We start from the raw sequence: 15,000 nt of genomic DNA on the forward strand, positions 1-15,000 counted from the left end.
TTAAAACCCTTCTGTGGATGTAAATAGACCCACTTTAAGATCTTTGGCAGTGTAAATTTCACGTCCATCTACACTGACAGAACCATCAGCAATGCCCATAACCAGCTTGCGACGAACCAGTCGTTTTAGATCAATTCTATAGGTAACTTTTTTGTTGGCCGGGGTAATTTGGCCAGTGAATTTAACTTCACCTGAACCCAGCGCACGACCACGACCAGGACTTCCGCCCCAACCGAGGAAAAAGCCAACTAACTGCCACATAGCATCAAGGCCTAAGCAGCCTGGCATGACCGGGTCACCAGGGAAGTGGCATTCGAAAAACCACAACTCAGGCGTAACATCCAGTTCAGCTTCAATATAACCAAGACCGTGAGCGCCACCCTTGTCGCTGATGGTAATGATGCGATCCATCATCAACATAGGAGGAACAGGCAACTGAGCATTACCTTCGCCGAACAGGCGGCCATTACCACAATCCAGCAACTGCTCACGATTGAAAGATTCTACGCGCGCAGCAGGTTGATCACCTGCGGTCTCTTCAGATCCAGCTGTCATTTACTATCCTCGGAATTAAATTCAATCGACAATTTCATCACCGGCAACTCAATCTATTGGCTGAATATGACATTCAGCCGGTTGCTCCGGGAAATTGCCCAAAATCTGCTGGCCAGCCGAAATACCCCCTTCGAACCTTGTAAGTGCCAACAAATTGTATTTTTTTCGATACTGAACTGTGCAGTGAACCCGCTGAGTATTCCCAGTCTGTGATTCAGCTGATTTTGATTATTAAGATTGCCACACGCCTGAGGCTCACTTGCAAAACCAGTACTGCAGAAATGAAACAGCTTGCGCCGTAACAAAATCCAATAAATCGAGTGTCTAATAATGCCGGAGTGATCGCCGAAATGGAAATCCTGCTTTGGGAGCTTATTACTGATATTTCTAAAAATAATAAACCGCTTCAGCCATTATCAGGCCTGCGACCCAATGACATTTCAAAGTAAAATGTCACATTTTAGCAATATTAAAAACCGGCATTTTCTCAAGTATTTAAGCAGTGGCAGGTGTTACCAGCAGACATGACTTGCGCTGGGGCGATACATATAGCATCAGCTAATAATCAAACGCTTGTCCCAATAGCAAAAGCCGCTAAGGCGCACCCAGACGGTCTGTAGGATAAAGCCGACAAACCATCCGCTGCTGATTGATTAACGCTACTTGCGCTTTGGTCTGCCGCTATTTGAGCGAGCAGCAGGTCGCGTATTATTAACACGACTATTAGAACGCGAACGCGATGGCGCACGCTGGCCTACACCTGCAACGGGTGCACTACTTTTTTGTAAGCCAACAGAAACTGCCATCCGCTCAACATCTGGCGCTTCCATTTCTGAGTACTGACCGTTTTTCAGCCCTGGAGGTAAGTCCATACCAGCATAACGAATCCGAATTAATCGACTGACCTTAACGCCCTGACTTTCCCACAAACGGCGCACTTCGCGATTACGACCTTCACGCAAGCTGACATGGAACCAACGGTTTCTGGATTCACCACCGGCTTCAACAATCGCTTCAAAAGCTGCTGGGCCGTCTTCTAGCTCAACACCTTTTTGTAAACGTGCAATCATCTCATCATCAACTTCGCCATAAACACGAACCGCATACACCCGCTCTACTTCGTGGCTAGGGTGCATTAACCGGTTGGCCAACTCACCATCATTGGTCACTAACAATAAACCGGAAGTGTTTAAGTCCAGGCGACCGACGTTAATCCAACGGCCGTTAGAAATTTTTGGCAGGGAAGAAAAAATGGTACGGCGACCTTGCTCGTCACGACGGGTACACACTTCACCTTCTGGCTTGTGATAGACCAATACACGACGACGGAAACCGACCTGACTTCTGACAGCAACCAAATGGCCAGAAACCTTAACTCGCTCATCACCGTTAATTCGATCACCTAATGTGGCGACTTTACCATTAACGCTGATTTGCCCTTGTTCGATCATTCGTTCGATTTCTCGACGAGAACCTACTCCAGAACGAGCCAGAATTTTTTGAATTTTTTCACCGGTTACTGCCGGTTTATCGCTTTCGCTCATACATCTTCCTGCATGCCCGGTGCTTCATCAGCAGAGACATGTTTATTTGTGGGATCCGATTCAGAATTCGTAGTATTCGACACCTGTGATGGTTCGAGCACTTCGATCTCTTCGGAATTTGTTTGCTCAAATACATCTGAGTCAAGCTGCGCATCCTGCCTTTTTTCTATCGGCAAAGCCAGCGCGTCAGGCTCAAGTGGGGTATCTGACTGACCATATTCTATATTTTGTAGTGAATTATCATCCGGCGATAGCAAATGGGTTAATTGATCAACCAATTGTTGCTGCGAAGGATTCAACTCTTCGGTGGCAGAATCGTTTAAATTTTCAATCGCTGGCGCATCGATTGTTTGGTGTATTTCAACCGCATCATTTGCCGGTTCTACTGTTTCATTTGCTTCAACAAAAGGTTGATCTGCCTGTTGCAATAACTCAGTTAACGGCGCACCTTCAAATTCAGCAATTGGCATGCTTGGCAATGATTGAATAACACTTGCTGATGGCGACTGTTCTGATTCAATCTCAGTTAATTCAGCCTTGCCTGATTCGCTTTGCTCTGAATCATCAATTGCCAAGCCATCTGCTTCAAATACTGGGCTTTCTGGTGCGAGATTATTTAATTCAGGCGCGGTTAATTTAGTATTTTCCAGCTCAGAAATTTCTGATGATACCGCTGCTTGTTCAGGCTTTACCAACTCGGTGTTATCTAATTCCGAATCTTCTAATTCCGAATCTTGCTGTCCAGCGCTGTGCTGTTCAAAAACAGCATCAGCCAGTGCGATATCTGATTTATCTGGAATTGAGGGTAATTCAAATTCAGGCAGTTGAATCTGCGCGACTGGTGTCAGCCAATTATCGTCCTGCGCCGGTGCTTTATCTTGCGTTAGATCCTGGCCTTGCCCTGTTGCTTGAGCTTGATCAGCAGCCGGCAGGTTTTCAGGTTCACTCGTGGCAAGTTTAACCTGGGTATCGGCGGTGCCTTCTGGGTTTTGCGGATCTACCTGCGTTGTATTTTCTACGATTTCTACATTGGCAGTTTGATCAGCAGCATCGCCGGTAATTTGATTGCCTTCAGCCGGTGGAACACTGTCAAATAAATCCAGTTTTTCTGCTAGCTGATTAATATCTTTTAATTCTGATAATGCCGGTAATTGATCAAGACTTGTTAAACCAAAATCATCGAGAAATTGTCGAGTGGTTGCATAAAGCGAAGGTCGTCCCGGTACATCGCGATGCCCAACAACCCTGATCCATTCTCGCTCTTGCATGTTGCGCATAATATTACTGCTAACCGCTACACCACGTACCGCTTCAATTTCACCACGCGTTACCGGTTGCCGGTAAGCAATTAAAGCCAGAGTTTCTAAAAATGCGCGGGAATATCTTTGCGGTTTTTCATCCCATAATCGGGAAACAATTCGTGCACACTCTTGGTTGACCTGAAAGCGCCAACCGGAGGCAACTTGCACCAGTTCGATGCCACGCCCGGCATAATCATCAGATAATTGCTGTAGCTGTTCTCGCACTATTGAAACATCCGGCTCACCGGTTTCCAGAAATAATCCGCGTAATTTTTCAATACTTAATGGCGCATCTGCAGCAAAAATAGCGGCTTCGATAACTTTTTTGATTTTTTCCGGTTCCATCAAGACACTCTTATTCGAAGATGTATTGGAGCAAAAGCTGCTTGTTGAACCAACTCAACCAAGCCTTCTTTAATCAGTTCCATCATTGCCAAAAATGTCACCACAATCCCTGGACGGCCTTCTTCTGGTAGAAACAAGGTTTGAAATTCGGTGAATTCCTGATCGGACAATCGCTCTAACAATATGCTCATTCGCTCGCGTACTGACAAGGTTTCATGCTTAATTTGGTGCGAGGTAAATAATTCAGCACGCTGCAATAATTCTGATAAAGAATGCAATAATTCATCTAGCGAAACTTCTGGATAAACCAGTTCTTTATCAACATCTGGCATGACGACTGAAGCATTAAAAACATCTCGCCCTTGGCGCGGCAATTCATCGATATCTTGCGCAGCTTTTTTAAACTGCTCATATTCTTGCAGTCGACGCACTAACTCAGCCCGAGGATCTTCTTCCTCTTCGTCATCTTTAATTTGTCTTGGTAATAAAAAGCGTGATTTAATTTCCGCTAGCATTGCAGCCATTACCAAATATTCACCCGCAAGCTCTAACCGCATATCTTTCATTAAATCGACATACGCCATATATTGCTTAGTCACTTCAGCAATTGGAATATTTAATATATCGAGGTTTTGCTTGCGAATTAAATACAGCAATAAATCTAGCGGCCCTTCAAAAGCCTCTAGAAATACTTCCAATGCATCGGGTGGAATAAATAAATCATGCGGCCATGCAGTCATCGGTTCACCATTAACAAACGCTAATGGTAACTCCTGCTGCACTGCTTGTTCGCCATCGGCATGAGTGTCGGCTGGTTGCCCTGCCGTCGAATCTGCTTTTAAATCTGACTGGGGGTCTGCTTGATCCACTTCAGGCTGAAGCGTATTTTCTGCAATATCTACATTCGCTGCAGCTAAATCAGTATCAGGGTTTTCTTCTGACACAACCGCAGCTTCTGTATTTTCATCTGTAGCAATATTTTCTACTGAGGCATCTTGATCTGACTGGCTCATTTAGTAATACACCATTCCCATGGCATCACGCACCCGATCAAGGGTTTCCCTTGCGACATCTCTAGCATCATCACTTCCCTGATAAATTATGTCTTTAACCAGCCCTGGATGCTCTTCATATTCTTTGGCTCGAACTCGGATCGGTTCCAGCTGAGCATTGATATTGTCTATCAAAGGCTTTTTACATTCCAGGCAACCTATGCCTGCAGTAGTGCAACCTTCGGTTACCCAATCACAGGTTTTCTGATCAGAAAAATTTTCATGCAACGGCCAAACTGGACAACGCAGCGGATCACCCGGATCAGTTAAACGCACTCGGCGGGAATCGGTCGGCATGGTACGGATTTTTTGTTCCACTGAGTCGCTGGTTTCGCGCAGCGAAATAATATTGTTATAGTTTCTGGACATGACGCGTCCATCTAAACCGGTAATTCTGGCCGCCTTAGTTACCAGCGTTTGCGGCTCTGCTAATAATTGACGGCCATTACCTTCTAAATAACCGGTCAAGCGATCTCGGTCACCCATGGTTAACACCTGCTGGTCTTCCAACAAGGCACGGCCCATTAGCAAAGCTTCTTGATTACCCTGCTCTTGAAATGAGCGGCGCAAATTCTGGTAAAGTTTGGAGACTTTTTTATTCATTTTACCGATGGCTTGCTCGGATTTTTTTTCAAAATCACTTTCGCGGCCATAGAGATGATTAAATCGACGGGCAATTTCCCGCGCCAATTCAACATGCACTTCATGTTCATCAGAGACCGTTACCAAGCCTGCCTGGTAAATCAGAATATCGGTAGTTTTTAATAGAGGTGAGCTAATATCAGACAAGCTTAACGATTCGTTAGCTTCTTGAGCTTCTTTAAACGCCGGCATCCGCTCCAACCAGGTGAGCGGCGTAATGGTCGATAGCAATAAATGTAATTCGGCATGTTCTGGCACCCGTGACTGCAAAAATATTTTTGCCGATGCCGGATCAATACCCACCGATAACCAATCGATTACCAGGTTTTGAATATGTTGTGCAATATTCTTCGGCGCCTGAAAGTTACGCCCCAGTGCTTGCCAGTCGGCAACACAGAAAAAACAATCATACTCGTGCTGGAATTTGAGCCAGTTTTTCAGTACACCGTGAAAATGACCTAAATGTAACGCCCCTGATGGACGCATTCCAGATAGCACTCGCTGATCGGGATGACCTGTGTTCAATGACTTCTCCTAAACACTGCAAAAACTATTTTATATGTGGCCAGCTAAATTACACTGCAACCTTTGTAAATTAATCAAAGGAAACCATAAAATGAAAAAAATTACTCAGCAAAAGCGTCGCAATTACCTTTACCTTCACGTAATACGATTGGTGAGTCACCCTGCAGATCAACCACAGTGGTTGGGTCATCACCACAAAAACCGCCGTTAATGACTAAATCAACTTGCGAGCCGACTCTATCGAGGATTTCTTCTGCATCTAATAAAGGGCTTTCATCGTCTGGCAAAATTAGCGAGCAACTCAGTAATGGCTCACCTAAAGCATCAAGCAACGCCTGTGCCACACGGTTTTCAGGCACCCGAATACCTACCGTTTTACGCTTATCATCTTGCAAGCGGCGTGGTACTTCACGGGTTGCACGAAGAATAAACGTGTAATGACCAGGGGTATGGCTGCGCAACTGGCGATACGCCATATTATTAACTTGGGCATAGGTCGAAATTTCACTTAGATCACGGCAGATCAAAGTGAACATATGTTTTTTATCCAGCCGACGAATCTGGCGGATTCGATCAACCGCTGATTTTTCATCCAGCCCACACCCTAGCGCATAACCAGAGTCCGTCGGATAAACCACTACCGCGCCTTGGCGAATTTGCGCCACTGCCTGGCTAATCAGGCGAGGTTGCGGATCTTGTGTATGTATCTCTAAAAATTGAGCCATCTATTGTTCCTGAGATAATTCGATCCAGCGATCCCAAACAGGTGAAGGCAAAGTTTGCCGATCATATTCGACACCCGGCTGAATCCAGCGTGTTATGGCACCATGATAGTCACTGCCCGCACCGCCTTGTAGCTGTAACATTTCTGTTAGCTTGAGAACCTGTCGTGCTTCTGAACTTTCAAGGTTATATAAAGGTATTTCAATTGCATGACCACCGGCCTCTGCAAATGCCTTGAGTAATCTTTCCCGTCGGCCACGGCCTGCTTTGTAACGGGTTGGATGCGCTAGCACTGCATAGCCTCCAGCCTGAATAATCCAGTCTACGGCTTGTGCCATTTCACACCACTGAGATGCGACATACGCAGGTTTACCTTGGCCCAACCAGCGTTTGAATGCTTTTTGTGGACTGGCAATTTGACCACTTTCTACCAAATATCGTGCAAAATGTGCTCTTCCTGGCGCAACACCGTCACCAGCTAACTCACAAGTGCCCTGCCAGACCTTGATAAAACCGGCACCTTCTAGCCGCTGAGCCATTGCAAAGGCGCGCTCTGTACGACGTGCTCTTTGTTGTTCCAGACGGGCTAATAACTGAGCGTCGGTATGGTCGATATTCAAACCCACCACATGAATTTCCAGCCCATCCCATAAGGTTGAGATTTCAACACCGCTATAACTGGCAATGTTATTATCAGCTGCCGCCTTATGAAATCTTGAGCAGCCATTAACCGAATCATGATCAGTCAATGCAGCGGCAGCGACTTCACGTTCCGCCAGTTTATCCACCAGTTCTTCAGGCGACATAGTGCCATCAGAAAAATGACTGTGTAAGTGAAAATCTACCTTCAAGATCTCATATCCTTTTCAAATTCATTCATATACTCAGTTTTTCTACGTCAGTGTTAGCCGCGTTTTAATCTAGCAAGTTGCTATGCTAGGTTGCTATGCTAAATTGTCTGTCCGCATTAGATGAGAGCCCATTCTTTCGATGAAACTGTTGTTTGATTTTTTCCCGCTGATCGCGTTTTTCACTACTTTCAAGCTTTACGGCATCTACCCCGCCACTGCGGTCATTATTGTGGTGACTTTGCTTCAATTTAGCTACCAATGGTTTCGCCATAAGAAAGTTGAGAAGATCCACCTATTCACACTGGTGATTGTACTGGTAATGGGTGGACTAACACTGATATTTCAAGATGACACTTTCATCAAGTGGAAACCCACCGTGGTGAACTGGCTATTTACAGTAATTTTGTTGGGTGCGCCACTGATGGGCCGCAATCTGGTTAAGGATTTTCTGTCTGGCCAAACATCAAAACCTGCACCTGACAGCCTTTGGACGAAGCTCAATATTGCCGCGGCATTATTCTTTCTCGCGCTAGGTAGTTTAAACCTGTATGTCGCGTTTAACTTCTCCCAAGAGTTCTGGGTCAACTTCAAAGTGTTTGGCATTCTTGGCCTGACCTTGGTATTTGTTGTCGCCATGAGCATGACCTTGATTCCGTACATCGATGACAAAGCAAAAAATTCCAAGTAATTTTTTGCAGATTCACCGGAGGCCGTCTTTGGCATTTTTTATTGCCATAGGCGTGCCTTCTGATTCTTTATACGATGACAATGCAAATAATTTCAAACAACCTTTTAAACGTCTCTGGAGGCAGCTTTTGGTGTTTGTTGTTGCCATAAGCATGCCTCCGGATTCTTTAAACGCTGACAAAGCAAATGATTTCAAACAACCCTTTAAACGTCTCTGGAGGCAGCTTTTGGTGTTTGTTGTTGCCATAAGCATGCCTCCGAATTCTTTAAACGCTGACAAAGCAAATGATTTCAAACAACCCTTTAAACGTCTCTGGAGGCAATTATGTGGTATGCCATTGTAAGTCAAGATATTGAAAACAGCTTGCCACTGCGCAAGCAAGCTCGCCCGGCTCATTTGCAGCGACTGCAAACCTTACAAGATCAAGGGCGCCTACTGACCGCAGGCCCGCTGCCTGCCATTGATAGTGAAGATCCAGGTGAAGCAGGTTTTACTGGCAGTGTGGTGATTGCAGATTTTGCATCATTAGAAGCGGCTAAGATTTGGGCCGATGCAGATCCATATGTTGACGCTGGCGTTTATCAATCAGTTTCAGTTAAGCCATTTAAGAAAGTGTTTTAAGCAACCTTTATGCAGGGGCTGGGGCTAAGCCACCCTACAACAATTGACTGCTGATTCGTTTTCAATAGCCCCTGCAACCTAATCAGTTCGCACTATGCGAAGGCAATACTCTTTTCATAAAATTTACTATTATTTTTGGCTTTTCCTTGAAAAACAGAATAACGACTGTTGCAAAAACTGATGACATGATGCCTAGTATAAAAGCCCAGACCGAACTGCCAATTAAATCCAGCAATCTCGGTTTACTTGCATCTTCAATCATAGCGTTTATCCTCTCCAACTCATTACTAGTAAGCACTTGAACAGCATCAAGATTTTCTTTTAATTTTTTAAATTCTCCAGCATCCTGCTTAAGCCTCTGAGATAGATTGAACCAAGATTTTTGCTGAGCAGTTATCTCAGCATCAACCATTTCTAAAATTCGAGTGGTTTTTTCAAAATTAACCTTAATCTCCGACAATGAATAAGCATCTATTTCTTTAGTCATATTCTGCAGCTCTTTAAGATGCTCTTGCAACAAACCAATGCTAATCGGGGTGCGTACAAGCATTATCAAATCAGCCTGATCTTGATTCTCTTTACCAAACATAAGCTCTGCTTGTTTGCACAAAATAATAACCATCAGCATGGCTAAGAAAAGCAGTAAAAATTTAAACCTTTTTTCAATCACAACCAAAACTTATAAGCTAAAAAAATCAAAACTGGAGATAGATACAAACCAAAAATATCACAAAAGAAAATGAACTCAACGTACAGAATTACCTCCACGAGCCCTCACTACCCTCGGCCAAACATATTGCCGGATTGCTAGCTTATTTGCCATTGTATCTACCAATACTTGATTACATACTGACGGAACATTGGAAACAGCCTGTTAATCCAGCTCATTTGGAATGATAGCAAGCCTTGGACTGTAGCCATTGATGGCGAAGATCCAGGCGAAGCTGGCTTTACCGGCAGCGTGGTGATTGCAGATTTTGCATCATTAGAAGCAGCTAAGGCTTGGGCTGATGCAGATCCATATGTTGACGCTGGCGTCTATCAATCTGTTTCAGTTAAACCATTTAAGAAAGTGTTTTAATACATACTGCAATATTGGCCCTTGACTCTTGCTTTGGTTCGGGGCTAATACTCGCCTATATCCATCCACATTACTTCTGCACAAATCAAACACCACTGCACCCATCAAAGCTCAGCATGCATTGCCATGCACTGAACTCATAGCAACCCACAACAGCTTAAACACTGCCATTCTCAGTAATCACTCACAATAAAGATTGAATATCACACGCCAAAATTTCATCCATTACTTAAAAACCTTACTTTTTAAATCACTACTATTTAGAAAAATAAAGACATAAAACCCTAATAAAATAAAAACTAAAGTAGAAGAATAAGCTTTACAAATTACCTATCAAGGTAATTTAATTGTAACCATTCAGCACAATTTAATATAAAAATCGCTTGACAGGTTTTTTTGATATTTTCCCGAATTTAAGCACCTCTTTCAGAATACCACTTAAACGCCGCATTAAACTGCTATTAACACACCTGATTATCAATGTTTTTTGCTCAGAATAGCGCATCAGCATTCCGCTTCTAAAAAGTCGCCACAGTAAGCCTCAGAGACAAAAAAACCACCCTGAAAACCTGTGCGATAATAACCGCATGGACTCAATCGAAATTAATAAAACCATCGCTGAAACCGAGCGATTGTTAGCCAAAAGCAAACGCTTACCGCCCGAACTGGTGGCGATGGTTCGTATGCTGATGCTCGTCGTTAAGATATTGCTTGATAGCAAAGGGCTAAACAGCAAAAACTCCAGCATTCCGCCATCGGCAGATCCTAATCGAGAAAAGAAATCGCGCGCCAAAAGCAATAAAAACCCAGGCGGGCAGCCTGGCCATAAAGGCAGTAATTTATCACCGGTGAAAGACCCAGATGAAGTGCTGGATATTACGATTGATCGTAGCCAATTGCCGAAAGGAAAATACCGTGTTGTTGGCAGTGAAAGCCGCCAAGTAGTTGATGTTCGTATTACCCGATATGTCACCGAATATCGGGCGCAGATTCTACAAGACGAGCAGGGTAACCAGTTTGTTGCTGAGTTTCCGCAAGGGGTCACTCGGCCAATACAATATGGCAATGAGTTTAAAGCCAACGCGGTTTATATGTCGAGCTACCAGCTGATTCCTTATGAACGGACTCAAAAGCACTTCGCTGAGATATTGGATGCGCCAATCAGCACCGGTAGCCTTGCCAATTTTAATCAGGAAGCTTTTCATCGACTGAAGCCATTTGCTCAGTTAGTACCGGCTATTTTGCGTGCTGGAGATTTGATTCATGCCGATGAAACCGGCGTCAATATCAATGGTAAACGAAAGTGGCTACATGTCGCGAGCAATGACCGCTGGACGTGGATTGAAGCGCATGAATCAAGAGGTATCGAGGCAATGGAAGCGATCGACATCTTGCCTAAATTTACCGGTTTATTGGTACACGATCACTGGAAAAGCTACTACCGATTTGTGCTGTGCTTGCATGTATTGTGTAACGCCCATCATGTACGTGAATTGGCGCGAGCCCATGAGCAAGATGGCCAGCAGTGGGCCAAGGCAATGGAAGATCTGCTTTATGAAATGAATACAGCAGTCAATGAGGCGGGGGGTGAGTTGGATGAAAAGCAGTGTCAAAAATGGGTGAAGCGATATCGAAAAATATTAAAAGCAGGTGATCGGGAATGTCCGGCACCTGAGCCAAAAAAAGCGGATAAAAAAGGTCAATTAAAACGAGGGAAATTAGCACGAAGTAAATCGAGAAATTTATTAGAACGGCTGCGGGATTTTGAAGCAGACGTGCTGCGGTTTATGAGTAATACCCGAGCACCGTTTACCAATAATCAGGGTGAACGGGACTTCCGTATGAGCACGGTTCAGCAGAAGATATCAGGCTGCTTCCGCTCATGGGATGGCGTGACAGCGTATTGCAGAATCCGGAGCTATATATCGACCTGCCAAAAACATGGGGTCGGTGTTGGGGAGGCTTTGTCGTTATTATTTGCGGGTAAATGGCCGGACTTTATTCAGAAGAAATTGGATCGGTTGGTGTGACATGCTGAATGGTTACATTTAATTAAACTATACAAAACAATCTGTTTTTTATACCAAAAACATAAAAACAAAATGAACTTTCTTTCGTCATTTAAAAACCCAACAAAGAACGCCCACCCATTCTCTAAATAAAACCAAGCACCCTAAAAACACAATATTTTTGCAAAGTCCTCGTGCAATGATCACAGCGCAATTTTCAATGCCGGAAAATAATTATGATTAAAGCTGTTTCTAATATGCTTAAAGTCAGCGCTGCAATTATGACTGCCTTAGCAATTAATAATGTTTATGCTCAAGAAGCATCAAATGATGACGATGTCCGCCCTGCACCACCATCGATTGGCACAGATATTCCTGTTACCTATTTTGGGCCACCGCCTTCTTCGGTAGAACCTGAACTTATCGGGCCCTATCAATTGCTCACAGCGGGCACGCTAGATGAAGATGCTGGAACAATAACCCTGCCGCTCTATCGTGGTGAGCTAAAAGAAACCGGCGAATCCATTTGGTATATCGTGACAGATACAACCGATAGTGCGGCAGCAGAAAGCCTTGGTTTAAATCATGCTGCAAAATTAGTTTTCGCCGATAATAGCCGCGGTGTTCGCATCGCCGAAACACGCCAAGATGGCACGTTATTATTTCACGGTGGCAGCGTAGACTTTTCACCAGTTCGTAATGTTGAGCCAGGCAATACACTCGACCCAAATGCTGCAGTTTTCCCACCATTAGCTGCAACATTGCAACCTGGTTCGGTGGGAGATGAGCTTTATTCACCATTGGTAAGAATTACCAACACCGGCAACCATATTTATAATGCGCCGATGGTGGCTTATAACGTAACCGCAGACGACATTAGTTTTTGTGACGGTATTAATGTTGATTACAGCTTGGTGCATGATGGCGTTGTCAGCATTTGTCCCGGTGAAGACAACGAGCCTGGCACCGTTACAATGCGACTGGTTTCAGGATTTAGTTTTGCTAAGCCGGTGTTATATATGTCTACCGATGCTAACGACCCACTTCCTGCAGCACTAGAAGGCGCGACTTACGCACCTGGCTTGCGTGATGTGGCAGTTGGCCGTGATGATTCATTATTTAGTGCAGTAGAGCGAATTTTCACCTTTGTTAACGGGCCAACTAACGATTTCCAAATTGCAGCAGCAACTGAAACACAAGCAGCGCAATTAGAAACAAATCCACAGCGCCAAGGTTTAACCAGCGCATTATTAGGGCAAGGCGGACCATTAAACGTACTTGGCGGCATTCCAACCGTGGCTACCGATTACAGTCCTTTATGGGATTTGAATATTGGCGAATGGACACAACAAGCAATTGATCGCGGTTATCGCTCACGCGTGACAGAAGAGTTTCAAATCCTTGGTTTTGTAGAACGTGGATTTATTACCGGCCCTCGCGGCGCTCGATATGGCTCATCAGGATTTATTGTGAACTGCCCTATTGTTCATCGTTTCCTGTAATTCATTTATGTCGTATTTAATGAGGCCTTCTCAAATGAAATTTATTAAAAAATCATCCGTGAAATATTCTGTTGCCATTGCCGTGACATTAGCTTTATCGGCTTGTGGCAATAGTTCTAACGAATCAAAAAACGCACCCAGCAATCAATTAGCTGGTGGCGAGCTAGCTCAAACCATTGCCGATGCAACCGCTGGAACGACCAATGCACTAAATGGTGCAATTCCTGGCAGCCCAATTGATTTTGAATCCGATGGCGGCGACGATGATGTTGCACCTGCACCACCGTCAATTGGCGCAGATATCCCAGTGACCTATTTCGGCCCATCACCAACCACCGTTAACCGCAATTTAGTTGGCCCACTGCAGTTATTAACTGCTGGCACGCTGGATTTAGAGTCGGTTAATGCTGCTACGGTTACCCTTCCTTTATACCAGGGTGTTTTAAGATCTGATAGCGGTGGTGGCAGCGACAGTGACAATAGCGATCGAGAAGTTTGGTATATCGTCACTGATACCTCCGATAAAGATAATGCCGAAGCACTGGGCCTTAATTTCAGTGCTAAATTGTTATTTGCAGACATACCGGCAAGCGAAACTGAAAGCAGAATGTCAAGTACTGTCAGAAGCGCTTATTACAATGCTGACGGCCAGTTAATTTTTTCGGGTGGCTCGGTAGATTTCTCTCCTGTCCGAAACCTAGGCACTCCAGGCAACGATGCATCTGGAACGAGTAATTTAATCTCAACAGTTACACCAACACCTGGCGCAGAAGGCTCCGACAGCGATAGTGATGATGGATTTTATTCACCACTGGTTCAAATCAGCAACGCTGGCAATCATGTTTATAACGCACCGATGGTTTCTTTTGCCGCTAGCGCTGACGAATTAAGCCCTTATTGCGATGGTATCGATCCATCAGAAGAAGTTGCAGCAAGGGCAATATTGCATGACAGTGTATCTCGCATTTGCCCAGGAGATGATGGAGAGCCCGGTACTGTAACGATTAATTTGGTTCAAGGCTTTAGCTTTGGCCGCCCGGTTTTATATCTTTCAACCGATGCTTCAACCCCCATTGCAGCGGCTTTAGAAAACGCTATTCATGCACCAGCATTAGCTAATATCCCTGTTGGTCGCGACGATTCATTATTCAGCCCAGTTGAGCGGATTTTCGGTTTCACCAACGGCCCAGTGAACCAGATACCTGAAGGTGAAACTGAAATTGAATCTAATCCGCAACGCCAAGGGTTTAATAGTGCAATTCGCGACGAAGGCGGCCCATTGAATGTGCTTGGTGGCATTCCGACGATTGCTACGGACTACAGTCCGCTTTGGGACTTAAATTTAGGCGAATGGACTCAAGAAGCCGTAGATCGTGGCTATCGTTCAAGAATGACTGAAGAATTTGCTATTTTAGGTATGGTCGAACGTGGTTTCTTGACCGGCCCTGGTGGCACTGCCTATGGCTCATCAGGCATTATTATTAACTGCCCGATTGTTCATCGTTTGCTGTAATTTTTAAAGCTTACCAGCCGAAGCCTCGCAATTATTTTGCGGGGCTTT

The 15,000-nt window shown here is 44.6% G+C and carries 14 protein-coding genes and 1 pseudogene; 7 read left to right on the forward strand and 8 right to left on the reverse strand.

Annotation, left to right across the window (positions count from 1 at the left end; translation table 11 throughout):
* From fabA to DC094_RS01035, 7 genes are all read right to left on the reverse strand, one after another.
* Complete coding sequence (gene fabA / locus DC094_RS01005; protein ID WP_116685231.1) at positions 1-555, reverse strand: 3-hydroxyacyl-[acyl-carrier-protein] dehydratase FabA; 555 nt, start codon at positions 553-555, stop codon at positions 1-3.
* A gap of 659 nt (positions 556-1,214) precedes the next feature.
* Positions 1,215-2,099 (reverse strand): 23S rRNA pseudouridine(2605) synthase RluB, encoded by an 885-nt coding sequence (gene rluB, locus DC094_RS01010; protein ID WP_116685232.1) that lies wholly within the window; start codon positions 2,097-2,099, stop codon positions 1,215-1,217.
* Positions 2,096-3,745: an SMC-Scp complex subunit ScpB gene (scpB, locus tag DC094_RS01015; RefSeq protein WP_116685233.1), complete on the reverse strand. Its 1,650-nt coding sequence runs from the start codon at positions 3,743-3,745 to the stop codon at positions 2,096-2,098. Before scpB ends, rluB begins: the two co-directional genes overlap by 4 nt.
* Positions 3,745-4,758 carry a segregation and condensation protein A gene (locus DC094_RS01020; RefSeq protein WP_116685234.1) on the reverse strand — a complete coding sequence of 338 codons (1,014 nt, stop codon included), beginning with the start codon at positions 4,756-4,758 and terminating at the stop codon, positions 3,745-3,747. Before DC094_RS01020 ends, scpB begins: the two co-directional genes overlap by 1 nt.
* Positions 4,759-5,964, reverse strand: coding sequence for a tryptophan--tRNA ligase (locus DC094_RS01025; RefSeq protein ID WP_206605545.1), 1,206 nt, complete (start codon positions 5,962-5,964; stop codon positions 4,759-4,761).
* Between the two features lie 101 nt (positions 5,965-6,065).
* On the reverse strand, positions 6,066-6,689 hold the full coding sequence (locus DC094_RS01030; protein ID WP_116685235.1) for an L-threonylcarbamoyladenylate synthase: 624 nt from the start codon (positions 6,687-6,689) through the stop codon (positions 6,066-6,068).
* A complete protein-coding gene (locus DC094_RS01035) occupies positions 6,690-7,538 on the reverse strand; it encodes a PHP domain-containing protein (RefSeq protein ID WP_133245424.1) in 849 nt (282 codons plus the stop codon).
* 139 nt (positions 7,539-7,677) lie between these two features.
* Between DC094_RS01035 and DC094_RS01040 the strand changes: the two genes are divergently transcribed.
* Genes DC094_RS01040 through DC094_RS01050 form a run of 3 tightly spaced genes read left to right on the forward strand, consistent with a single transcriptional unit; the run spans position 7,678 to position 8,847 of the window.
* The gene (locus DC094_RS01040; RefSeq protein ID WP_116685237.1) at positions 7,678-8,226 is read left to right on the forward strand and encodes a septation protein A; all 549 of its coding nucleotides are present in this window, start codon (positions 7,678-7,680) and stop codon (positions 8,224-8,226) included.
* A 28-nt stretch (positions 8,227-8,254) separates the two neighbouring features.
* Positions 8,255-8,569, forward strand: coding sequence for a hypothetical protein (locus DC094_RS01045; RefSeq protein WP_133245425.1), 315 nt, complete (start codon positions 8,255-8,257; stop codon positions 8,567-8,569).
* On the forward strand, positions 8,551-8,847 hold the full coding sequence (locus DC094_RS01050; protein WP_116685239.1) for a YciI family protein: 297 nt from the start codon (positions 8,551-8,553) through the stop codon (positions 8,845-8,847). Before DC094_RS01045 ends, DC094_RS01050 begins: the two co-directional genes overlap by 19 nt.
* An 82-nt stretch (positions 8,848-8,929) precedes the next feature.
* Here the strand turns inward: DC094_RS01050 and DC094_RS01055 are convergent, their stop codons facing one another.
* Positions 8,930-9,517 (reverse strand): hypothetical protein, encoded by a 588-nt coding sequence (locus DC094_RS01055; RefSeq protein ID WP_133245426.1) that lies wholly within the window; start codon positions 9,515-9,517, stop codon positions 8,930-8,932.
* A gap of 246 nt (positions 9,518-9,763) precedes the next feature.
* Between DC094_RS01055 and DC094_RS01060 the strand changes: the two are divergent.
* The 4 genes and pseudogenes from DC094_RS01060 to DC094_RS01075 form a co-directional block, all read left to right on the forward strand.
* Positions 9,764-9,928: pseudogene (locus tag DC094_RS01060) on the forward strand (YciI family protein); the annotation flags it as partial.
* 587 nt (positions 9,929-10,515) lie between these two features.
* Positions 10,516-11,958 carry an IS66 family transposase gene (gene tnpC, locus DC094_RS01065; protein ID WP_116685242.1) on the forward strand — a complete coding sequence of 481 codons (1,443 nt, stop codon included), beginning with the start codon at positions 10,516-10,518 and terminating at the stop codon, positions 11,956-11,958.
* A 215-nt stretch (positions 11,959-12,173) separates the two neighbouring features.
* Positions 12,174-13,439, forward strand: coding sequence for a hypothetical protein (locus tag DC094_RS01070; protein ID WP_116685243.1), 1,266 nt, complete (start codon positions 12,174-12,176; stop codon positions 13,437-13,439).
* Positions 13,440-13,473: 34 nt separating this feature from the next.
* Entirely contained in the window at positions 13,474-14,952 is a 1,479-nt protein-coding gene (locus DC094_RS01075; protein WP_116685244.1) for a hypothetical protein, read from the forward strand.
* The last annotated feature ends 48 nt before the right edge of the window (positions 14,953-15,000 follow it).

Origin of the sequence: Pelagibaculum spongiae (genome assembly GCF_003097315.1) — a bacterium.
GTDB lineage: Bacteria > Pseudomonadota > Gammaproteobacteria > Enterobacterales > Pelagibaculaceae > Pelagibaculum > Pelagibaculum spongiae.